Raw genomic sequence first — 22,342 nt, 5'->3', positions numbered from 1 at the left:
TGAAATAAGCAAGTACGGCTGCTCGTTTTTTAGTTTTGCAAAAAAGCTTTTGATTCTTTAAGGTGTTGGCATAACAACAAAAAAAGGAAATTCGATGTTTTATGCCAAAGTCCTACTCTCTACGTTTTTATTTATGCTCACCACAAGCTCGCTCCTTGCAACTGAGCAACTGAACATAACCAAGACGCTTTCTTCAAAAATATTGTCTGAGCAAAGAACGGTCACAATTTTGCTTCCTGACTCCTACTATAAGAATAAACAAAAGATATTTCCGGTCTTGTATCGGCTTGATGGTAAAGAGAATATCCCTTTAGAATCCGCAGTATTAAACAAGCTTCATCGCTCAGGTGCAGCGCCAGAAATGATCATAGTTGCGATTGAAAACACCGATAGAGCAAGAGACTTGGCTCCGACTGTAAATTATGACCCAAGAGGTCCTGTGGGCGTTGGTGGTGGCGGCGACAAGTTTTTAGATTTTATAGAAAAAGAGCTGATCCCAGAGGTCAATCGCACTTTTCGCACACATGATTTTAAGGTCTTTTCAGGCGCGTCCATAGGTGGACTACTGGTGTTGCATGCAATGCAATCAAGGCCTCATTTATTTCAAGGACATATCGCATACAGTCCTGCCGTCTGGTGGGGGGCACATAGCACCCTTAAAAATGTAAAATCCTTTGTAGCTAAGAGACAGACATTTGACAATTACCTTTATATCAATATTGGTTCAGAAGCTGCGCCAATGCGCGACATTTATGATGAGTTGCACGCATTTCTAGCAAACAATAAACCACACAAATTTAAATTAACGGCAGATACTTTTGATGATGTACCGCATGCGATGACTTCTGCTGCGGGTATCTTTAATGCGTATCATAACCTATTTTTGTCTCTCATAATGCCTAGCAGTGCGCTGACAGACGGGGTGAGCTCTATCAAACAGTATTATAAGCAGGTTTCTTTTCAACGTGCAGAGCCGACTCTTCCCGAGGAGTGGGTATTACGCGGACTAGGGTATGAGCTGGTGGATGCCAAAGATTTTGTAGGGGCGATTGAAGTCTTTAAATACAACATCGAACAAAACCCAACCATGGCCAGCGCTTATAATGGTCTGGCCTATGCGTATGAACAAAACAACCAATATGCGCAATCTTTAGAGCAGGTAAATATTGCATTGAAATTAGCTGATAAAGACGATGACGGTTATGAGGCCTATTTAAATCGCAAGCGTCGATTAACAGCTGTGTTAGCGAAGAGTGCGGTGTCTTTATGATGATGTGTATTTAAATACTTGGAGTGACTATGAAGCTAGTTTTACTGTTTACATGCTTAGTAACATTGTTAATGAGCGGGTGTAGTAGTTTTAAACAGCCAAGTTTAAGAGGGTTGAAGTCGGCACATGTTACGACATTTCAATCACAAGCAGACTTTGATAATTATAAAGAGGGCATGCACCAATTACACCGTTATCGTGAGTCGGAACGCCGCAAGCAGCTTTTAGAGCACTACTCTGAAGGAGTTGAGTTTATAGAAGTGACTGGAAGCCGTATTGCTTCTTCTGACTTAAGTATCACCAATAATCAAGTCGACAATGTTGATGAAGGTGGCATTATAAAATTCACTGGAGACTACTTGATTATTCTCCGTAAAGGGGTCATATATTCTGTCAAAATCACCGAGAACAGCCACGATATACTTGATGCCAAGTCAAAAGTTGAAATAAACCAGCCTTCTTGGAATCAAGATGTTTGGTATGACGAACTGCTCGTATTAAAAGATACTTTACTGGTACTTGGCTACAACTATGGATTAGATGCATCTCAGCTGTTGCGTTTTAATTTAGGCAGTCAGGGCGAAATTACTTATCGAGACGGTATTTTAATCAAATCAGATGACTACTTTAGCGGATCTAATTTCGGCTCAAGAATCGTCAATAATAAGTATCTCACATACTTGCCCATCGAGCTTACATCTGAGTATCCAAGTTCACATAAAGCAAGCGTCTTGCCGCAATTTGCAAAGATCACTGACGAAGGGTTTAGTGCATTAAAGTGGCAAAGTATTATAGGCGTTAAAGATATCTATAAACCTTTAGACATGCAGTTGTCACCGATACTGCATACAGTCATTGTTTGTGATCCTTTAACGGTCAATTTTGATTGCGGTGGCACGGCGGTTGTGGCTTCTGGTGAGTCCGAATATTTTGTCTCCAATTCAGCGTTCTATCTGTCAACACCCATTTTGCATGAAGAGAGACTGACTGACTTTCAGTATGAGGGCGTGCAGACTCAAGGAGTGTCGAGGTTATTGAAGTTGCCGCACAGCGGTGAGGTAATGGGCAGTGCATTGGTTAAAGGGAAACCCCGTAATCAGTTTTCATTTATGCAAAGCGAAGGGGCGTTACACTTATTGACTGTGAGTGAAGCGCATTCCACCCCTGAGATAAAAGCCTTGCTGTATAAGCTCTCTGATGTCGAATTCGGGCAAAGTAGTGATAGCATTGTTAGGCCCCAGCGTGAATGGTCTGTGGAGACTGAATATATCAATAACCGCTTCACCAATGAGTGGCTAGTGCTGGGTGAAAACTTATATGGAACTTACATTGAGAATAGGCATGTTGAGCAATTAGACAGCCTTTCTTTGACTCATTTGTCGCGTGATGAACAACTTACCTTTGACTTACCACACACAGTGGATCGAATTGAGCCCATTGGTGACAAGCTGTTTGTGTCTGGAGTCAATCTACAAGAAAACTATAGCGTGTCGATTTTCAACCTAGCAGGTAGCCCATCTATTGACAGTGAAGGGGTGTTCGACAAGTTTCAAGAAAAAGAAGATATTAGCCACGCGTTTAACTATCAAAGCGTGACTGACAACTATGGCATTGCTGGCATTACGGCACTGAGCAAAGCAAGCCTATCAGAAGAAATGGAAGATGATTTGAGCATTGTCTATTTGGGCATAACGAGCAATGAATCAGTGTCTCTAGCTGGTCAAGTAAAAGCCAAAGTGAACCCACAAACCTTTATTGACTGCGAAGTGAGTTGCAGTGATTGGTATGGTAACGCTAGGCCGTTTTATATTGGTAATAGAGTGTTTGCATTAGTAGGAGATGTACTAATAGAGTCTCGCATCATTGATGATCAGGTGATTGAGCTTGTCAGAGTAGACTACGTACATGACTTACAAATGCACTGAGTTGATAAGCTTTGAGTACGTTGTCTTAAACACATCTGTTTTAGTTGGGATAATTGATGTTAGACATCTAAATTAAACGACTGCTTTTCAAATATAGAAAGGGGGGTTACCCCCCTTTTTTGCAATACATTAAATACAGCTGCCACTTTTGTCTACGCTACCAAATGCGTCGTAGATGCGATAGTTGACTGGCTGCGCATTCGGGTAACCTGACTGCTGAAACATCGACGTAAAGTAAATATCCATGAATACGCTTTGAATATTAGTTAATGGTCTCGTTACCGTATAAGTTCGGTTGTAATCAGTCGTTACACTGATATAAAGCTTATTTTCGGCAATTCTATCCCAAACCGATGCCTTCGCTCTGAACTTAACACTGTTATCTTCTGTCCAGCACTGTTCGCCAGTAACCGTGCCTGCTAGTGCTGACGTTGATAAAAATGTAGAGAGTGCTACCAATACTAATGTCATGCTTTTCATAAAAAACCTCAATAGTTAATGAGAGTAATAACTTTCCATGTAGGATAAGTGCGGATCACTAATTGCTTCGTGATAAGACAAGGATATTTGCGATTTGCCAAAGCTTGAAGGCACGCAATTTGGTGATTTTTTTCCGAATTAATTCTTTTTTTAGAGAAATAGTTTGCGCCGACTTTAGTTGCGAATAAATGTTGCTATTGAAGTTTGGTAGGTAAAACGTTGAAGTGTGGAACCGTGCTGATTGCCAAGAAGCGCTAGATAAAATGCTATATAAAGGGAAGTAGTCGAGTCTAGGAGCGGGTTATCTTACTGCAAGTTTTTACTGAGTGTTGATTTATTTAAAGCTGGCAGGGGGGAAAAGCGCGAATGCAAGCGTTTACCAATTCGTACATCCGCCAGCTATTTATGGTGTGATCTTAAATCACAGGTCAACTCTTACATGGTCTTGTGCATTGAGTAGACGGCTGCATGCTTGGCTTCCCATTCGAAGGTACAAGCCCTTTCCTCTAACTGTGTAGGCGGCTAACCCATTAGGGTATTTCATACTGATCCATTTTGTCATGGTAGTATCCACGAGCTTTGCACCGGTATTATAGTCAGCATATCTGACAATACAGTCAGTTTCATCATCTCCTTTGAATTTAACGAATTCGTAGCATTCTGAGGCATTTGTCGCACCATGAGATGATTTGGTCCACGCAATATCACCTTCAGGCTCTAAAAGTTGAGGGCAATAACCACACCTTGGGGTGCTAATTTGGGCAAAATTATCGGGCGCTTCCGCCAATTCGACCAGCACATCTTGTGCCTTCGCTTGGCTGGAAGTGACACACGCTAGTATAAGTGAAGCTGCTATAATTCTGATTTTCATAAATGATATTCCTTACGTTTTTGCGGTTTTTACCCTGCGTGAAATACATTGCAGTGGTGCTTTTGAAACAGGCGATACAATAAGCAGCTGTGCTTTAACTGTTAAGGCACGCAATTAAGAGAAATTTTTCTGACTTTTTTAGCGAGTTAGTTGCTGAGGTAAGTGAGTATTAAAGTGATTCCAGTATTTCAGGTTTAGATAGTTTAAGAATTTTAGCGCCGATATTGGCAACTTCTGCGCGTGTTACTGCTCTTTGCGGCTGAAAGTGACCACCATGGGCTGCGCACAGGCCGTACAAAACACAAATTTTTGCGTATTTTAGTAACTGTGTATTCTCGAATTCAAGGTGGTCTTTAAACTCAATATGTTTAAAGTTGTTCAATTGGCTAGGGTCATACAGATCTAATAATTGACTGACAGTCCTTGCAGTCCATGCTTTTGAAGCGGGCTTTTTAGGATCAAAGTGTGCTGGGTCAATTGATAGACCTTGCTGTTCAGCATGGCTTAAATACGCGCTAGCCCATGAAAAGTCTTCAATGTATCCTTTGTCGTTTACGATTTGTAAGTTACTGTACTGTCGTTGTGTTTTTTTAAGCTTGATGATGCCTTGTTCATGGGCTGCCAGATACAAAATAGACAATACTTCTGCTTGCTTTGCTATCTGAGATGGCTGAAATAGTCGTCCACTGCCGTTTGGGTTTGGCCGCCCGATCACTACGCCGCGCAAAGCAAGGTAATGTATATTGTCGAAATAGGGATGTTGAGTGGACACATCATCAAATTTTATGGGGAGAGATCGACCATCTCGAATGACAAATCGCAAAACGAGTTTGTCGTATTCTTTCGCATTTTTAACGGCTTCTATGGTGACGGTATGAATACCTGGAACAGAAAAGCGGTGCATGTAATGGCCTGTATGGCTTATATAACCGTCGCCTAAAATAGTAAATGCCACATCTGCTGGCGTAGTATGCTCACTCACTACCTTAAGTTTTATAGGCTCACCGACTTTGCCACCGTGATTAGTGAAAACATAAGGGGATAATATTTTTCCATGCCCTTCGATATTCTTAATTTGATTATCCGAGAATGAAGGTAAGCTGTTCTGGTTCAGAATATCGTGGAAGTGCCCATCACTTTGAGTTGTTTCAAAAATGGATTGCAAAAATGCCGAGACCTGAGTTTGTTGTAAGAAGAGTCCTGCGATGGTGGCGCGTTGAATTGAAAATGCTATCAGCAAGGGTAGACAAATGAGTAATGCCACGCCGACAGCCTTAAATAGCATTGAACGCCGAGCGTAGAGGCATTTAAGCTTATCTAGCCGACTTACGGTTTCAAACTCCACAGGGCAGAGCGCCTGTACGGCTGCAATCGACGTTTTTAGAGACGTGATTGAACCGATACGCTCATTTGGGTTTTCGCTCAGTGCCTTTGCAAGAACAGGTTTAAGAAGGCGTGCTTTTAACGTTGGATTTGCAAAGTATTGAGACAGGAAGTACTGCATGACTTTAGCGACAGAGTAAACATCACTAGCGTAATCTAATGGCTCGCCTTTTTGCTGCTCTGGGCTAGAAAAGCGATACGTAAAGCCCAAGGCCTTATTATCTAACTTGCTGGAAACACTCACTTGCTTGCTAATACCAAAGTCAATCAATAGCGGCTGCATGTTTTTATTAATCAAAATATTACTCGGCTTAATATCCGCATGTAACACTTGATGAGCGTGAGCATGCTCCAGAGCTTCACAAATCTTAATAAATATATCAATAACACGTTCTAGCGTGAGTAGATGAGTGCTAAAGAACTTGTCCATTGAGGGGGCGTCAATGTAATCCATAATCATGTAGCAGTGATGCTGGTATTCACCAATCGTAAATACACGTGCAATACCACTGTGTTGAAACTTAGCGAGGCTTTGTGCTTCTCTTTTTAATGTCTTTTCTCCCGAGACGATAGCCGTGTTTGGATAGAGAAGTTTGATGGCAACTGTTTGCTCAAATTTGCCGTCACAGCGGTGTGCTTTGTATACGACACCTTGTCCTCCTTCGCCGATGAGATCAGATAAGACGTACCCTTCGATTACCTCTCCATGCATAAACAGTAGTTCATCATTGCCAAGAGCAATATTGGTACTGTGCGATACAAGCTTGTGTAAAAAGTGGTCTTGCTTATTTTTGATATGTGCTTTGACGAGTTCTTTGACCTCGCAATGTACATCCTCATTGAGCTCATTCATCTGAGCTAAATTTGGCATCAGTTGGTCGGTGGGGTGATCTAAGAGCTCGTAGAATATGCTGAATGCATCTACTGATTCATTGCTGTGCGCGTTCATGGAGCGTCAGTAAATTTACTGCGTAAAAATGCGTTAGCTGCGTCAATATGGCGATATATCTTCCCTGCGGGAATAGCGAACTCTGCGGCGATCTCTTCTCCTGTCATACCTAAAAAATAATAGAATAGCGCAACTTCATAACACTGCTCAGACTTGCCTTTAAGTAGAGAGATTGCTTCGTCAAAAATACTATACTGTTCATCATTTTCGGATATGTTAATCCTGTGGAGTTCGCTCAGGGATGTATGTGCCAATAGATTGCCACGTTTTAGTGCTTTTCTCTTTCTGAGTTCACTGATCAAGGCGTTTCGAATGAATATTGAGACGTCTTTTAAGTATTGTCTGCGGTTGTCATAGTCTCTGGTAGGTGGCGCGAAGTCGATAAAATACTCGTTGATAAACGAGGTAGTGTTTGGGAGTATATCCTCCGCTTCACCATTAGAGAACAGCTGTTCTTTGTGTTTCTTTAAACGCCCTTTGAGGTGCAAAAAAATCTCAGCTTTGAGCGCTCGTTCAGATTGTTTACAGCCTGACTTCCAATTGTCTATTAGTCTCGTCACGTCGTTGTTCATATAGGGGCCAAAATGGGTCACTTGAGTCTAGATTTCCACGGCTTAGGGTAACAAAAGACTTGTAAATATCAAGTTGCAAATTGTTGTTTTCCCGTATCTAAAATACACCATTGAACCATGCCTCATAGGGAGTGCAGACGCAGAATAAATCGAGTCCTATTCTACAACGGGAGTCACGTAATGCATTACGTGACTCCAATTTGTTAACGTTGCCTTATGCTTGCTTGCGGTATTGTGATGGGGTTATGCCTGTAACTTTTTTAAAAGCAGTGTTAAAGGTAGATTTAGAGTTAAAACCAACCTCATATTGAATTGTGGAAACGCGTTTATCTGTGTTGATTAGCAGCTGTTGCGCGTTCTGAACACGATAGCTGTTCACAAAATGAAAGAAGTTGGTTTTTAGTAATTGTGACAGCGTCTCTGAAATATGATTTTCACTGACACCAATGGAGCGAGAGAGCTTATTCAAAGAAAGTGCGTCATCCATAAAGAGTGCTTCCTGCGCCATCACATCTTTCAATTTGCTGGCAATTGTGTCCATTCGGTCGTTACTTAGGGTCGCAGTTCTGGTTTGGTGCGCAATGGGAGTGCCTTTATCTGATTGGGTCAGAATTGGTTGATTGAGTGCTAGCTGGGCAAAAGCCAGCAGAACGCCAGCTTCAAGTAACGGTAAAAAGACACCTTGCCCCGGTATGCTCCAACCTGTGAACCCCGGTAAATAAGCTGTTGCATAAAAAAACCAAACAAGGCCCCACAGTAATAACATGACTTTAAACCAGTCGAGAGAGCGAGATTGAATGTCGGCAAAGCGTTCCATAAGCTGTTGACGATGCCGTGCGTGTACCTTGAGTGCGCTTACAAAGTAAATAGCGATAAATACAATAAAAATCACCATCGCTACTAGGCAGGTTAAGAAGGCAACTTTAAAGTGTTCTGGGTTTCGTGTTGCTGGATCTGCCAGTGCGAGTTTCTCTTGAGGCGTTAAACTGAACATAAACGGGATCATAGCAACCATCACAAGTATTGGCCCTAATGCGGCGATTGCATAGCTGCGTCTTGAAATGGAGACATTGGGAGACATTGTTGCACGAGCATAAAAGTATAAGGCTGGCCCAAGTAGAGTACGTATGGGAAATTGTAAACCTGCCAGAGCTGGCAAATATTGGTATGCGCCAGAATAAATAAATAGTTCACCGCATACATGGGTAAAAAGCAGGCACAACAGCACAATTAAAAAGGTAGTTTGCTGTTGCTGAGGTTTACGCCATGCTTGTACAAGGGCAAGTGCGATAATACCAAGCATGAATGAATAAATTACCGTGGGTACGACATCCATTACAGGTTCCTAATTGAAAACACCTGCTATTTATATCGCAATCAATTCAGGAAAGCACTGAATAAAAATGATAAACCTAATGGTTTTTTGATAGCCCTAAAGATTGTACCTACTACTTTGCCATTAACTCAAACAACTGTAATTGAGTGTGATGGTAGATGGGCATCGTCAGGGCCATACGTTTACCATTGGCTTGTGTGACTATTTTTGAAGTGTTATACACAAACAAGTGTCCGGTTTTAGATGTTGGATTAACGAACAGTGAGCTATAAAAGTTTTTCTGAGACCCTGTGTGGCCAACAAACTGCTGGTTTTCTAATGTCCGGCTGAAAAAGGTTAAACCAATGCGCTCGTCTTTTTTGGTGCTTTTTTGGGTAGAGTGTTGTGGCTGCCACATTTCTTCCAACGAGCTGCGAGATAGGATGCCTTCATAGGAAGCGTTTGCTGTATCACCAATTAAAAAAGCGACATATTTCGTCATGTCTTCAATTGATGCATTAATACCGCCATTGGCGGTAGTCACACCAGTATCGAACTCTGGGCCGCCTGCGTGGAATTCCTTGTTCTTAAAATAGTAATTATTAGAACGGTACTTTTGCAGGTGATAGGGGGTCGAGTCAAAGTAAGTATCGTACATTTTCAAAGGTTTAAAGATGTTTTTGTCGATGTAAACCTCAATATCATCGCCTGTGATACGTTTGACCACTTCACCTAAAAAATTGATCCCAAGGTTTGAGTAACTGTATTTTGAACCCGGTTCAAATTGGATTTTGGAGTAGGGCATCATTGCAGTGAGCTGTGCAAAATCTGTGGGCTCATGAGGTTGCCAATCATGGGTTTTAAATGGAAAGCTGGAAGCGCGAAACCCTGCTGAATGGCTCAGTAAATGCTTTATTGTGATCTCGTGAGTGTTTGCATATGGGTTATATACCTTGGCAATTTCGGGAAGGTATTTGACCACGGGATCCGACAGTTTCAGTTTATGCCTGTCTCTTAATTGCATGATAGCAATACCGGTGAAGGTTTTAGTAATAGAAGCCCAATGAAAGAGCGTTTTTTCTGTAATAGCTGAGGCGTTTTGTCTGTCGGCTAAACCAAAGTAGAGTGTGTTCTTTGACTGGTCTCGATTGATAAGTGCGATTGCGCCGCCGACGACCCCAAGATCTAAAAGCTGAGTTTTGTAACCTTGACTGACTTCTTGCCAAGTTAAAGCTTGCGCTAAATTGGGGAGCGCTAAGCTGCTCAGCGCTATAGACATGGAAATAACTAACTTATTCATTTTTATATTTTTCTTATTTTTTAATCAGTATATCAAGTTTTTTGAACAAGTCGATGTCCCTAATTTTGCTAAAAGTAAAATATACTCAAGTGCCTGATAACTATTGGGTAGTGGCTCTGGATAAGCGGATTCGCATAGCAGACTTTAAACATTTGTCAGTTAAATGCAATGAATTCTCATTTCTATTGTTGTATATTGGTATGTTATATTGTATCAATTTGAGGTGTGGTAATGCCAAGTGAAAAACAAATAACAAAAACTGAAGTAGTGATAGTGGGTGCAGGCCCTGCGGGTTTGGGTTGCGCTGCACTATTGAAACAAATGGGGATTGAAGATCAAGAACTCATCGTATTGGAAAGAGGAGAGATTGGGGAGTCATTTTTAAGGTGGCCAAAATCGATGCGATTGATCACCCCCTCGTTTCCCAGTAATGGCTATCACCAAACAGATTTAAACGCGATAACACCAGACACGTCGCCTGCTTTTAGTGCTGGCAAAGAACATCTAAGTGGTGAAGAGTATGCAAAGTACTTAGATATGGTTGCGAAACACTACAAGATTAAAGTGACGACCAACACCCTGTTAGACTCAGTGTCTTCTCGAGGGCCAAACAAAGGGTATGAGCTGCTGGCAGGTGAGTTAACGATACACTGTAAATTTATCATTTGGGCAGGTGGTGAGTTTCAATCCCCGAATACCACTGGTTTTAGCGGCGCAGAGCTGTGTATCCATAACTCCAAAATAAGTGATTGGGATAACTTCTCCAAAGGTCATTATGTTGTGATTGGTGGTTATGAAAGTGGTGTAGATGCGACATTTAACTTAGTGAGTCAAGGTCATGAAGTAACGCTGCTCGACTTAAATGGTGCTCAACAAGACACTTTTGACCCGAGCCGGGTGTTATCGCCTTATACGGCGGAGCGTTTATCAAGTCTATCTAGTGCAGAGGGGGTAGAGTATGATGATGACTTTGAAGTCAGCAACGTATACCAACAAGGAGAGGAGTATATTGTACAATCTACCGACGGCAAAGAGATTGTCACGCCATATCCCCCCATTAATTGTACCGGGTTTGAAATAGACTTAGGTCCCCTAACAGACTTCTTTGTTTACCAAGACAATGGTTACCCTTGGGTGAGCCCTTTTGATGAGTCGACTAAAATGCGTAATGTCTTTTTAGCGGGTCCACGCTTATACCATGATCCTACCTTGTTGTGCTTCATCTATAAATTCAGAGGACGTTTTGCGGCGCCTTGTGCGGTTATTGCCGGTGAGCTAGAGCTAGATACATCGATATTCAAACACTACAAACAAGCAGGCATGCTGTTGCAAGATTTAGATTGCTGTAAAGAGCAGGAGTGCTTTTGCTAATGGGGCAGTTTATTGATGTACAAACCTTTTACCCTGAGCCAAAAGTAAAAAGCCAGTGGCTGCTAATTGGCAAAGAAAGTGTTGGAAAAACCGCGTTAACAGAAAACCTCATGGGCAAAAAGTCTGGGAGTAGCAATTTACAAGGTAGTTCTCTGTTCTGTCAGGAGTACACTTGGAATGGACAGGTGATCACCGATACGCCCGGTATTCAAACTCGGATGGACAGTGTTGTAACTTCTCAAGTGTTACGCCGTTTAAAAACCAGTGAACACGTCATATTAACACTCAAATCAACGGATTTACCCAGTGATTTAAGTGATTTATGGCATATGGTGCAAGGGCGGAGTGGGATCGTTATCATTACTTATTGGGACAAAGTTAAACATCGAGAAAACGTTAGAAAAGAGCTAGACAAACTAAGGGCTGACACTGACTTAGCTTGGATAACTATCGACAATCGTCATGTCACAACAGAGCAACTTGTACAGATAGAGCAGGCATTGACTCAGCCTGCGCGCTTTCCTACTGAAATTCCTAAGCTTGAAGCCAATTGGTCTGTGAAACCCAAGCAATTGGTGTTTGAGTATGCTTGGCTTGGGCCGATACTATCGCTGTGTTTATTGGTTTTGCCTGCTTGGTTTGCGGTGACCAATGCCAATGCTTTTGCAGACTTGCTTTACCCATATGTCGAATCACCAGTTAATACACTCAAAAACAATTTAGGTACTTTGCCTGCCCCTTTTAACCATATGCTAGTTGGTGACTATGGTTTAATTTCGATGCTGCCTTTTTTGATATTATATGCGTTGCCAACGGTCATTGTATTTTCAATGATAATATCTATCTATAAAACCACAGGCCTGATAGATCGGCTGTCTTACCGACTCGACCCTTTTATGCATAAGATAGGGCTCAGTGGGCGAGATTTAGTGCGAGTAGTTATGGGCTTTGGATGCAATGTACCTGCCATTATTCAAACTAGAAACTGCTCATGTTGTACAAGGGGAAGTTGTATTTCAGCCATTTCATTTGGCTCCGCATGCTCTTACCAACTACCTGCAACTGTTGCTGTTTTTTCTGCTGCGGGAAAGCCGTACCTCACATTACCATACTTGCTTATCTTAGCCGTAACAACTTGTATTTATTTGCTTTTAACTACAACGAAACAGCAGCGCAATGCTGCTTCTTATAATCTACTCAGTAGAGGGTTTTTACAGCCACCCAACTGGCGATTTGCCTTATCTGAAATGGTAGGCGTGATGAAATCATTTTTTAATACAGCCTTTCCGCTCTTTGTTGTCATTTGTCTATTGGTTGGTTTCTTAGAGTGGCTTGGCGTAATTGAATCGCTCACACATTTTATTGCGCCTTTGATGACCATGGTCAATTTACCAGAAGGGGCTGCCATAGCGGTAATATTAGGGGCTATTCGTAAAGATGGTTTAGCAATCGGATTGATTGACAGTACATCTCAGGGCCTCAAGTTGACAGAAATCACCGATATCCAGCTGCTTTGCGCAGTGTATCTCGCAGGAGTGATGTTACCTTGTGTGGTTTCTTTGCTGACCATTGTTCGTGAAATGAGCTTAGGATTTGCATCGCGCTTGGCAATGCGCCAGATATTCTGGGCACTTTGCTTTACCTTAGCGCTGTCTTGGGGAGTGCCTTTTATCTCAACTGTATTTGCTTAATTTGTGTTGTTGAAAATACTAAAAGTGCATCCAATGCCCTCTGCCACTGAGTGTTTAATCTGGGGTCAGGTACTTGACCAAGCTTCAGTATGTATATGAGTTTTGATTACGCGCAGTGGCAGACGTAAACCGCTTCGTTGGAAGTATATTGTGGTTTGTTATTTTGCATGTGGTGCAAGGTGATGTTCATTAATTTGCACTTTAGCGGTTTAAATAGTAGCTGGACGTATTTTTATCCACTATGGTCAAAGATATGTTATTGATTAACACACAGATTGATAGCCATTAATTTGTCACAAAGAGAATGATCTTGCATTGTGTTTTGAAGGTATCATTCTTTGGGCATACGTTAAGGAGCATAAATGCATTTATCTACTGCTAAATTGACCATGTTTGCAATGAGTTTTGTCAGTGTTTTGGCATTCGCTAATCAACTAAGCGGTGATTCAAAAACCACTGAAAAGAGTGTTTGGCGACAAGCACCAGACTTACCAATTGCAATGCAAGAGGTTTATCCAGCAGTGTTTAAAGAGCGCATCGTCGTTGGCGGCGGATTTACACCGTCAGAAACGCCTTCTTTTTTTGGGCTAGGCCCGACACGTGACGTGTATTTATTGAATCCACCAACGGGTCGTTGGCAAAAAAAACCTTCTTTGCCCGAACCCAGACATCATCTAGGTATGGTGAGCAATCGACACTATGTCTATGGAATTGGAGGCTTCACGGGAAACAAGGACGATGCGTGGCAAATTCAACGCACGGTATTTAGACTCGATGGGACATTTCGAGAGTGGCGAAAAGGTCCTTCTTTACCCATTCCATTGGCGGAGTCTGTATATGCAAATGTGGGTAAAAATATTCATGTCATTGGAGGGAAAACAGTTTCAAAAAGTACGGGCAAACATGTTGATAGTGACGCGCACTTCGTATTGATCAACAACGCCTATTGGCGCAAAGCTAAACCTGCAAACATATTGAGAAGCTCAGCGGCTAGTGCAGTTATTGGTGACAAAATTTATGTTATTGGCGGCCGTGTAACCAGTGCTGATAACAAAAATGTGCGTGATGTGGAAGTATATGATGTCAAAAAAGATACATGGACCACAGTTGCACCGTTACCCGTTGCTTCTGGCGGCCTCTCTGCCAGTGTGTTAGATAACAAGATTATTGTTTCAGGCGGGGAAGTATTTGGCCCGAATAGCAATTGGCGAGCGGGGCAAGCGTTTAAGCAGGTTTGGTCTTATGACCCAGTGAACGATACGTGGACGTCATTGCATGATATGCCAACGCCTAGGCATGGTCATGGAATGGTGACTTTAAATAATACCCTTTACGTAATTGGTGGCGCAGCCAAAGTGGGGCCACAAGAGACATTGTCTTCGGTCATTGCCATTGACACAGATAGCCAGTAGTGGCGATTAAGTATTTTGCTGTGAGGGTATTTTATATGGGTGTTTGCAGATTCTTTTGAAACCTATTCTTTATGTATTGTACGAGCTGTTTTATCTGGCTTTGTACATGCCTTTTACCAAAGTAGTATGCATACATGACTCTTGTACGTGGGTTTAGGTTATCAACTGCGAGTCTTACCACGTCATCACTTTTAATCATTGAATTGGGTAGCATGGCCATGTACTTTCCCGTGAGTACACCATGATAGGCAAGCCCTAGATCATCTACGACTAGGCTTTGCAGCGGGCTGAGCATCACTTCATTACTTGAAGCATTCAAAAATGACCACTGTTTTGCGGGGTGTGCAACGATACAAGGCAGAGTGGATATTTGGTGCTCGGTAACCCTATTCTGGCTCAAGTTGTACTTTTCGAGATAAGAACGGTGTGCACAAACAGAGTAGGGTATATCCCATAAATGCAATGCAATAGCGGAAGAATCCAATAGCGGGCCTACACGAAAAGCAAGATCTATATCTTCTTTTATAAGATTCTTATTGGTGTTTGAAAGCGCGATATTTAATTTTAATTCAGGATACTCTGATGCAAAATCGATTAACCATGCACCCAAAAAATCAATGCCTGCACGTACTGGCATCGACACATTGAGTGGGCCTTTAAATGTCGCTTCAGCATTTTCTGCAAGCGCTATCGAATCTCTGAGGTTATTAAAAAGCACAGAGCAATCAAGGTATAACTCTTTGCCCCTTGGGGTAACAGTCACTTCTCGCGTTGTTCTTTGCAGCAAGGTTAATCCCAAAGCGAGTTCTAGCGCCTCAATTCTACGGCTGACGGTACTATGCGGTATGCCAGTGCTCATAGATGCAGCTTTTAGGCTGCCTTGTTCCACCACCTCACAAAAAAGGTTCAGATCATCCAGTACGCGTTTCATAGTATGTACTCACAGCAATAAGACTAGAAAGATTATCCCATTTTTGGGATTGACAAGTCCATCATTGCTTATTTTTTTCTCATCATTAGCTCGCTAAAGTGAAGCCCTATATCAGCATAGGGCTGTTTGAATGATAGGAGAGAGACATGAAAGCGATTTTATTAGAGCAAACTGGCGGTAGTGAACAGCTGCAATATACGGACATTCCCACTCCAAAACTTAACAGCGGTCAAGTGTTAGTTAAAGTGGCTGCGGCTCCGGTCAATTTCATCGATACTGTGATCCGTGAAGGTAACATGCCACCGGGAATGATGCCTGAGTTACCCTTGATATCAGGTGTGGAAGGCAGTGGCACCATAGTGGATAACAACGGAACTGGGCTTGAAAATGGGCAAAAAGTGGCATTTTTAGGCCCAATTGGCGCTTCAATGTATGCCCAGTACACTGCTGTTGATGCAGACAAGCTCATTGTTTTAGATGATGACGCGGATCTGCTCGAAGCAGGCGCTATGCCGGTTACTTATTTTACGGCATATCATATGTTGCATAACGTTGTGCGTGCACAGCAAGGCAAAACCGCGTTAGTGTATGCATCAACTGGTGGCGTGGGTACAGCTTTGATCCAGCTTGCAAAGGCCGCTGGCGTGACAGTCATAGCGCTAGATAGAAAAGACGAAAAAGTAACGCAGGCGCTCAACCTAGGTGCAGACTATGCCTTTAATTCTACAGGGGACTGGCTGACTCAAGTGAAACAGGTCACTTCTGGTAAAGGGGTCGATTATATTTTCAATCCCGTGGCCGGGGATACCATAAAACAAGATTTAGAAGCACTTGCTACTTTAGGGCATATTGTTGTCTTTGGGTTTTTAGCAGGTATTGGCAGCACCAATTTGCAGGCTGAAGTTGCTAATCACTTTAGTAAAGCGCCCACTATTTCGTATTCAGAAATATACGCGACCTACTTTACCAACTTTCCACTGGTAAAACGTTCATTAGAGCACGTTTATGAGTTATTAAAAGAAACCAAGCTAGCACCGGTATATTCAACGATGCCGCTTATCGACGCAGCTAAGGCGCACGAACAAATTCAAAGCGGTAAAGTATTAGGGAAAATGTTACTTATCCCACCATCGAGTAATTAAGCGATTTAATGAAGGCGCGACTATCAACATAACGAATGATGCTGATTGCGCCATCAGGGCTAATACATTGGATGCAATGAACAGAGCCATCTGGTGTTTAGCTGCTATATTTAATTTTAATTACTCAGTGATTTGCAGCAGGGAAGTGTATGGAAGGCAGCATCCCCTTTCTCGTTACCGACAAGGCTTTACTCATTAAGTCAATCAGTCCAGCTGCAGTTGAGCTGTTGGGTTGTAAAGAGGTATTGGGGCTGTCTGTTCAAGCGCTCCTAAATCTTGAATTAGATAAAGTCGACAGTGCCATTGGCTGTTACAAAAATCGTTATTTTAAACTTTACAAATATGGAACAACGAACGGCTATTCCGTTGTGCTGCAAAAATGTAACACGGTGTTTGATGAAGGGAGCTTTTTGGCAGATGCCATTAACAGCGCCAACATAGGGTTGTGGCGATACAATTTAGATTCAAAGCACGTGTACCTCTCAGATATAACTAAACAGTTCTTAGGCATTGAAGACGATGTGCAAGTCACTTGGCGTCAGCTTATATGTTTGGTGCACAAGGATGACCGCGCGTTATTTCCGCTGTTTTTTGAAAACCATGCCCAATTTGGTGTGCCTTTGCAATTTGAGTTTAGGCTTAAAAGTGCGGGTCAAAAACGTTGGTTTGCGCTTAAAGGGAGCCTTGCTAAGCGAGGGGCATTGCAATGGATAAATGGGACACTTCAAGACTGCACAATTGAGAAAAATACCGTGATTGCCCTCAATGATGCGGATGAAAGTAAGCAATTGGCAATTGAAGCAGGGAAAATAGGCACTTGGCGGGCGACAAAGTCAGGTAATTTGTGGCGTTGGAAATGGGATATGTTGGCCAACACCATTTTTAAGTTAGAGCCCAAAGATATTGGTGACTTAAACAAATGGGTTGAGTTATTACACCCAGAAGATAGGCCCAAGGTATTAGCGGCTTTGGATGAAAGCTTAAAGACGGGCATTGAATTTAAACAGCATTATCGCAGTATTTTGAAAAATGGCGATGTCATTTATGTCTTTGCTCAAGGGCGAGTTGGTAAAAACTACAAAGGAGAGCATTGTCGAATAGACGGTGTTTGTATCGATCAAACCGAAATTCACAAAGCGCAACAGGCGCTAAAAGAGCTTAATACAGAGCTTGAAACTCGAGTCAACGATCGCACTGCTGAGCTTCATAACACACTACAAAAAGCAGAGCGCGCCAATAAAGTGAAATCTGAGTTTTTATCCATGATTAGCCATGAATTAAGAACACCGCTCAATGGCATAATTGGGGCGTTGGATCTGCTCGCCCATTGCCAACTCACCAGTGAGTCGAAGGACTTAGTTTACACTGCATCGACATCGGCAAATCACTTGATCACGATTTTGAATGACTTACTTGATTTAAACAAAATTGAAGCGGGCAAATTAGAATTAGAGACTGTGGTATTTGAGTTACCAACACTGGTGTCAGAGGTTGTTAGCACATTCGCTGCATCGGCTAAAGAAAAGGGGATCAGTCTCAACATTTATGAGGACCTAGCCCAGCTACAACCCCTAAAAGGTGACGAAAACCGCTTTAGGCAAATTCTACTCAATATACTTGGCAACGCGATAAAGTTTACAAACACTCAAGGGGTAAAACAAAAGCACATCACACTGAATGCACAGTTTAAACAGCTCAATATATATCAAGGCGAGGTGACAATTAGTATCTCGGATACGGGCGTTGGAATGAGCAAGGAGACTATCAATAAGCTGTTTACACCCTTTACTCAAGCCGAAAAATCTACAACCAGAAAGTTTGGCGGTACGGGGTTAGGCCTCTCCATCTGTGGCAAACTTATAGACCTTATGGGTGGCCAAATTATTGTAGAAAGTGAACTACATAAGGGCAGTGTTTTTACGATAAAAGCGCCATTTTGGTTAGACATTAGCGAGCGTGAGGCGCGTGAAAAAACACCGCTCGCTTGTTATGTTGTGGGCCAATTGTCATTCGACAATGCACATTTACTTAAGCTCGCTCACGTTTTTTATGACGTTACACTTCGTGAGTTGAACAGCGCAAGCAAAATGAACGCTATGCCTCCAGCGCAGTTACACTTGGTCTTGTCTAGCGAAATAGACTCTATGCGCTTTTGGTTGCCTCAGCTAGAGCAACTCCCAAACTTAATCGTGTATACGGACGCTTCGTTACAGAGTCAGTTTGCTTTGTCTTTTGTGCAATTAGCCGTTTATCCAAACCAGCCATTGACCGCACATCAATTGTGTTCGCAACTTGAGGCCCAGCAGCAAGAGCAGTTGAATATGGACGACTTTACATTTGACGCTGAGCCGCAGGACAAAACAGTTGAAAGCGGTACTTGCGGTCACGACATTCTTTTAGTTGAAGATAACCCGTTTAATCAAAAATTAATAAAAAACCAACTTGAAAAGCTGGGTTTTCATTGTGATGTGGCGAGTAATGGAGCTGAGGGGTTTAATTTTTGGCACAGTCATCACTACAAACTGATTTTAACTGATTGCCACATGCCAGAAGTCGATGGTTATGAAATGACCAAGCAAATCCGCACAGAGGAAGCCAAAAGTGAGCAACCGCCAGTGCCCATCATTGCTGTTACGGGCGCAGTAATGCAAGGTGAAAAGGATATGTGTACATCCATCGGTATGAATGATTTTTTATGCAAACCTGTGAGACTCACAGATATAAAGCTGATTATGGAGCGTTGGTATGAACACTCAGCCTGATGAACTAAAGACGCTAAATCGCGAAACCATTATTGATCTGGTAGGCGATGAGCCAGATAAAATTCAAAAATTTCATACTGAATTTTTGGCACAGGCGGCAACGGTGCTAAAAACCATTGTCCAATCTTTTAATATCAATGACTTTGGAGAGTTGAAGAGCCAGGCTCACTTTCTTAAAACCTCAGCGAGGGCTGTGGGCGCGGAGCGCAGCGCCTACTTTCTTGAAACAATCGAGCGCTATAGCTTGACCAAAAATAAGTCCGCAATAAAACAAATCATCATCAAGTTAAATGGGGAATTTATTGCAATTAAAAAGGAGCTAACCAATGGCGAGCATTAACCGAATTGCAAAACGCCATCCAGCTGTTTTGGTACTGACTCATAGAGAAGACGATGTTCAGGGGGTAACGCAGCTTATTTCTGAGCAGACGAACGACTTTAGATGCTTAGTCGTGAGGAAATCAGCTCTGGATGATATTGAACAATTAGCGCCCAAAGTAATTTTGTTTGCGTTGTCAGATGTGAAAAAAAGCATCTGCTTATACAATATGTTGATTAAGGAAAAGCGCTTAGTCAAAAACCATTACAGCGTTTTACTTTGCAGCAATAAGGAGTCAGGGTTGGCGTTTAAGTGCTGTTTAAAAAACCTGTTTGACAGTTACTTTGTATACCAACCATTATATGAAAAATTCCGTCTACAGCTCATAGTTTATGAAGGACTAAAACAATTCACTGATTCAGATACTTACATAGATTCGCTCGATAGCATCGTACAAAATCAAAACGAAGAGCTGAACGCGTTAATTGAAATGGGGCTCAGTTACAAAGCGTCTGTGGTTGAGGAGATCAGTAAAAGCCGAGATGAAGTCAATACAATTAACCAAGACATCCTTGAAAAGCTGCCTGACAGTATGCATAAAGAGCTACTTTCAGAGTTGAATGAATCCCATATACAACCCTTGTTAAGTGCTTTAGAGGAGTCGTTATCGAGCAAGTTATTGGGACTTGTAGATGGGCTTAAACAATCCCAAGATTTAAACAGCTTGTTGATGAAGCAACTCCAGCAACCAATCAAAGAAAAACAGGTATCAGATCTACATGGCACAGGGTCGAGTGACGGGTTTTTAGATACACCGACAAGTCAGCAGTCTATTTTATTAGTTGAAGACAATCATATTTATCGAGAAATGATAAGTGACGTTTTGACGAATGTTGGGTATGAGATCGAGCAAGTTGATGATGGGTTAGCTGCTATCAAAAAAATTAAGCTTACACAGTATGACTTGATTGTTATGGACTTATTTCTACCTAACTTAGATGGGTTAAATACAACCAAGCATATAAGAAATGTCGGTAAAAATATCAAAACGCCAGTCGTTGCTTTAACAGGAAATAAGAACAAGCAACTCGTTAAAAAATGGGCTGAGCATGGCCTTGATGGGTATATTTTGAAGCCCTCTACTAAGCAAGAGATCTTAGCTGTCGTCAACAAGGCGATTGGCAACTAAGCAACTAAATATGCGCATTTGTAACGGTAGGTGGTGCAATGCGCCACAAGTTTTCTATTCAATATCGCATGAGGCTTGAATTTAACCATTTGATATTTAAGCTTATCTAATGGGTTTTATTTCAAAAGTCGTAAAATCACCAAGACGTCATCGATACATCAAGCCTGTGGCTGCAAAGCAAGTTAGCATCTTTGCACTCTAATATTTGGTTCAGACTGAATCATGCCAAAACGGTGTACAGGAGATGTATGAAAACAACAACACTTAACCTATTGTCGAGTTGTGTAGTAATAGGTGTATTGCTCAGCGGTTGCGCAGCAGTACAGAGTACTAATTCAACGCCTTATAAACTAGTTTACTCCTCATTGGAGTCAAAAAATCGTTCTATCTACTTGAGTGATGAGTCAGGTCAACAGCGATTAAGAGTCGTCAATGCGACAAAAGCCGACGGTTACCCAGCGGTTTCCCCAAACGGTCAACATATCGCTTTTTATGGTAAATACGATAAATTCAAAACTTGGTCTATTCATGTTGTTGATATCGATGGTACCAATCTAAAGCGTCTCACCACTGCCAAATATAAATGGGACAGCGCCCCCTCGTGGTCGGCAGATGGCAACGCCATTATGTTCACCCGAGAATACAAAAATGACAAAGGTCAGTGGCAAGAGGAAATATGGACCATGAAGCCCGATGGCAGCGAGCAACGCCAGCTTCCTAATTTACTGGGAGGGGGGGCAAGTTTTGTTGGTAACACGAAAGTGTTATTTCATACGCATGCAAAACCTAGCCAAATAGCAATGGCAAATTTAGATGGGAGTGAGTTTGTTACGCTTACCCATGACGACGCAGATAATCGAGCACCGAGTTTATCTCCAGACGGCAGCCAGATAGTGTATTTGTCAAATCGAGATGGTAATCAAGAAGTTTATAGCATGAATGTCAAAGGAGAGAATCATACACGCTTGACCTTTAACAAGGAGCAGGACTGGAGCGCTACATGGTCGGTTGACGGTCAACACATCTTCTTTACTTCTGAGAACCAAACAGGCTTTTTAGATGTGTTCAAGATGAGGCGAGATGGCAGTGCGATGCAAAAAATACTCAATAATGGCTCTCAAATCAGCAGTGTCAGCAATGTAAACGCACAAGCCTTAGAAAACCTTATTCGAACTAATCAGTAAAATTCGTTTCAAGTGAGATGTTTGAATTAATGATTGGGAGTGGTGAGATAAAACCACTCCTCACGCGACCATGCAGGCGCAATTCACCTCAAGTTTTGTTACAACATACTGTTTGCAACTTGGCTGACATTTTGTTCTAGTCAATACCAATGAGAAAGCTTAGGGACCGGTTGATGAAAGATAATTTTGAGGATATCAAAAATGAATTTAAAGCAAAGAGCTTATATTGGAAAAATGTGAGAAGTAAAAAAATGAAGGCTGTATTGATATTATTAT

Annotated in this window: 17 protein-coding genes; 10 read left to right on the top strand and 7 right to left on the bottom strand. The window is 42.0% G+C overall.

Annotated elements, in window-relative coordinates; translation table 11 throughout:
- Positions 1-94 precede the first annotated feature (94 nt).
- Positions 95-1,270, top strand: a complete 1,176-nt coding sequence (locus A7985_RS07170) for an alpha/beta hydrolase-fold protein (RefSeq protein ID WP_065789729.1) — start codon at positions 95-97, stop codon at positions 1,268-1,270.
- A gap of 29 nt (positions 1,271-1,299) precedes the next feature.
- Positions 1,300-3,195: a beta-propeller domain-containing protein gene (locus tag A7985_RS07165; protein ID WP_065789728.1), complete on the top strand. Its 1,896-nt coding sequence runs from the start codon at positions 1,300-1,302 to the stop codon at positions 3,193-3,195.
- 129 nt (positions 3,196-3,324) lie between these two features.
- On the opposite strand, the gene A7985_RS07160 is transcribed toward A7985_RS07165, so the two are convergent.
- The 6 genes from A7985_RS07160 to A7985_RS07135 all read right to left on the bottom strand — a co-directional run bounded on the left by A7985_RS07160 (position 3,325) and on the right by A7985_RS07135 (position 10,065).
- Positions 3,325-3,675, bottom strand: coding sequence for a hypothetical protein (locus tag A7985_RS07160; RefSeq protein WP_065789727.1), 351 nt, complete (start codon positions 3,673-3,675; stop codon positions 3,325-3,327).
- A 421-nt stretch (positions 3,676-4,096) separates the two neighbouring features.
- Complete coding sequence (locus tag A7985_RS07155; protein ID WP_065789726.1) at positions 4,097-4,546, bottom strand: hypothetical protein; 450 nt, start codon at positions 4,544-4,546, stop codon at positions 4,097-4,099.
- Between the two features lie 169 nt (positions 4,547-4,715).
- On the bottom strand, positions 4,716-6,878 hold the full coding sequence (locus A7985_RS07150; protein ID WP_065789725.1) for a serine/threonine protein kinase: 2,163 nt from the start codon (positions 6,876-6,878) through the stop codon (positions 4,716-4,718).
- Entirely contained in the window at positions 6,875-7,450 is a 576-nt protein-coding gene (locus tag A7985_RS07145; RefSeq protein ID WP_065789724.1) for an ECF-type sigma factor, read from the bottom strand. The genes A7985_RS07150 and A7985_RS07145 overlap by 4 nt, the downstream gene beginning before the upstream one ends.
- Positions 7,451-7,664: 214 nt before the next feature.
- Positions 7,665-8,786 carry a helix-turn-helix domain-containing protein gene (locus A7985_RS07140; RefSeq protein WP_065789723.1) on the bottom strand — a complete coding sequence of 374 codons (1,122 nt, stop codon included), beginning with the start codon at positions 8,784-8,786 and terminating at the stop codon, positions 7,665-7,667.
- A 112-nt stretch (positions 8,787-8,898) separates the two neighbouring features.
- A complete protein-coding gene (locus tag A7985_RS07135) occupies positions 8,899-10,065 on the bottom strand; it encodes a serine hydrolase domain-containing protein (RefSeq protein ID WP_065789722.1) in 1,167 nt (388 codons plus the stop codon).
- A gap of 231 nt (positions 10,066-10,296) precedes the next feature.
- On the opposite strand from A7985_RS07135, the gene A7985_RS07130 reads away from it, so the two are divergent.
- From A7985_RS07130 to A7985_RS07120, 3 genes are all read left to right on the top strand, one after another.
- The gene (locus A7985_RS07130; RefSeq protein WP_065789721.1) at positions 10,297-11,436 is read left to right on the top strand and encodes an NAD(P)/FAD-dependent oxidoreductase; all 1,140 of its coding nucleotides are present in this window, start codon (positions 10,297-10,299) and stop codon (positions 11,434-11,436) included.
- Positions 11,436-13,127 carry a nucleoside recognition domain-containing protein gene (locus A7985_RS07125; protein ID WP_065789720.1) on the top strand — a complete coding sequence of 564 codons (1,692 nt, stop codon included), beginning with the start codon at positions 11,436-11,438 and terminating at the stop codon, positions 13,125-13,127. The genes A7985_RS07130 and A7985_RS07125 overlap by 1 nt, the downstream gene beginning before the upstream one ends.
- 362 nt (positions 13,128-13,489) lie before the next feature.
- Entirely contained in the window at positions 13,490-14,539 is a 1,050-nt protein-coding gene (locus tag A7985_RS07120; RefSeq protein WP_065789719.1) for a Kelch repeat-containing protein, read from the top strand.
- 31 nt (positions 14,540-14,570) lie between these two features.
- Here the strand turns inward: A7985_RS07120 and A7985_RS07115 are convergent, their stop codons facing one another.
- A complete protein-coding gene (locus A7985_RS07115) occupies positions 14,571-15,470 on the bottom strand; it encodes a LysR family transcriptional regulator (protein WP_065789718.1) in 900 nt (299 codons plus the stop codon).
- 146 nt (positions 15,471-15,616) lie between these two features.
- Between A7985_RS07115 and A7985_RS07110 the strand changes: the two genes are divergently transcribed.
- From A7985_RS07110 to A7985_RS07090, 5 genes are all read left to right on the top strand, one after another.
- Complete coding sequence (locus tag A7985_RS07110) at positions 15,617-16,612, top strand: quinone oxidoreductase family protein (protein WP_065789717.1); 996 nt, start codon at positions 15,617-15,619, stop codon at positions 16,610-16,612.
- A gap of 149 nt (positions 16,613-16,761) precedes the next feature.
- Positions 16,762-19,374: a hybrid sensor histidine kinase/response regulator gene (locus A7985_RS07105; RefSeq protein ID WP_065789716.1), complete on the top strand. Its 2,613-nt coding sequence runs from the start codon at positions 16,762-16,764 to the stop codon at positions 19,372-19,374.
- Complete coding sequence (locus A7985_RS07100) at positions 19,358-19,714, top strand: Hpt domain-containing protein (protein ID WP_065789715.1); 357 nt, start codon at positions 19,358-19,360, stop codon at positions 19,712-19,714. Before A7985_RS07105 ends, A7985_RS07100 begins: the two co-directional genes overlap by 17 nt.
- Positions 19,701-20,882, top strand: coding sequence for a response regulator (locus A7985_RS07095; protein ID WP_065789714.1), 1,182 nt, complete (start codon positions 19,701-19,703; stop codon positions 20,880-20,882). The genes A7985_RS07100 and A7985_RS07095 overlap by 14 nt, the downstream gene beginning before the upstream one ends.
- 248 nt (positions 20,883-21,130) lie before the next feature.
- Positions 21,131-22,066 (top strand): TolB family protein, encoded by a 936-nt coding sequence (locus A7985_RS07090; RefSeq protein ID WP_065789713.1) that lies wholly within the window; start codon positions 21,131-21,133, stop codon positions 22,064-22,066.
- The last annotated feature ends 276 nt before the right edge of the window (positions 22,067-22,342 follow it).

It is taken from the genome of Pseudoalteromonas luteoviolacea (assembly GCF_001696455.1).
Lineage (GTDB): Bacteria > Pseudomonadota > Gammaproteobacteria > Enterobacterales > Alteromonadaceae > Pseudoalteromonas > Pseudoalteromonas luteoviolacea_C.
Note: the sequence above shows the minus strand (reverse complement) of the source record. Positions and strands in the feature narration are given on the sequence as shown.

Coding starts and splice junctions, on each gene's coding strand:
- A7985_RS07160 (WP_065789727.1), bottom strand. CDS start 3,675: ATGAAAAGCATGACATTAGTATTGGTAGCACTCTCTACATTTTTATCA.
- A7985_RS07120 (WP_065789719.1), top strand. CDS start 13,490: ATGCATTTATCTACTGCTAAATTGACCATGTTTGCAATGAGTTTTGTC.
- A7985_RS07155 (WP_065789726.1), bottom strand. CDS start 4,546: ATGAAAATCAGAATTATAGCAGCTTCACTTATACTAGCGTGTGTCACT.
- A7985_RS07090 (WP_065789713.1), top strand. CDS start 21,131: ATGAAAACAACAACACTTAACCTATTGTCGAGTTGTGTAGTAATAGGT.
- A7985_RS07135 (WP_065789722.1), bottom strand. CDS start 10,065: ATGAATAAGTTAGTTATTTCCATGTCTATAGCGCTGAGCAGCTTAGCG.
- A7985_RS07095 (WP_065789714.1), top strand. CDS start 19,701: ATGGCGAGCATTAACCGAATTGCAAAACGCCATCCAGCTGTTTTGGTA.
- A7985_RS07110 (WP_065789717.1), top strand. CDS start 15,617: ATGAAAGCGATTTTATTAGAGCAAACTGGCGGTAGTGAACAGCTGCAA.
- A7985_RS07125 (WP_065789720.1), top strand. CDS start 11,436: ATGGGGCAGTTTATTGATGTACAAACCTTTTACCCTGAGCCAAAAGTA.
- A7985_RS07165 (WP_065789728.1), top strand. CDS start 1,300: ATGAAGCTAGTTTTACTGTTTACATGCTTAGTAACATTGTTAATGAGC.
- A7985_RS07170 (WP_065789729.1), top strand. CDS start 95: ATGTTTTATGCCAAAGTCCTACTCTCTACGTTTTTATTTATGCTCACC.
- A7985_RS07115 (WP_065789718.1), bottom strand. CDS start 15,470: ATGAAACGCGTACTGGATGATCTGAACCTTTTTTGTGAGGTGGTGGAA.
- A7985_RS07140 (WP_065789723.1), bottom strand. CDS start 8,786: ATGGATGTCGTACCCACGGTAATTTATTCATTCATGCTTGGTATTATC.
- A7985_RS07150 (WP_065789725.1), bottom strand. CDS start 6,878: ATGAACGCGCACAGCAATGAATCAGTAGATGCATTCAGCATATTCTAC.
- A7985_RS07145 (WP_065789724.1), bottom strand. CDS start 7,450: ATGAACAACGACGTGACGAGACTAATAGACAATTGGAAGTCAGGCTGT.
- A7985_RS07105 (WP_065789716.1), top strand. CDS start 16,762: ATGGAAGGCAGCATCCCCTTTCTCGTTACCGACAAGGCTTTACTCATT.
- A7985_RS07100 (WP_065789715.1), top strand. CDS start 19,358: ATGAACACTCAGCCTGATGAACTAAAGACGCTAAATCGCGAAACCATT.
- A7985_RS07130 (WP_065789721.1), top strand. CDS start 10,297: ATGCCAAGTGAAAAACAAATAACAAAAACTGAAGTAGTGATAGTGGGT.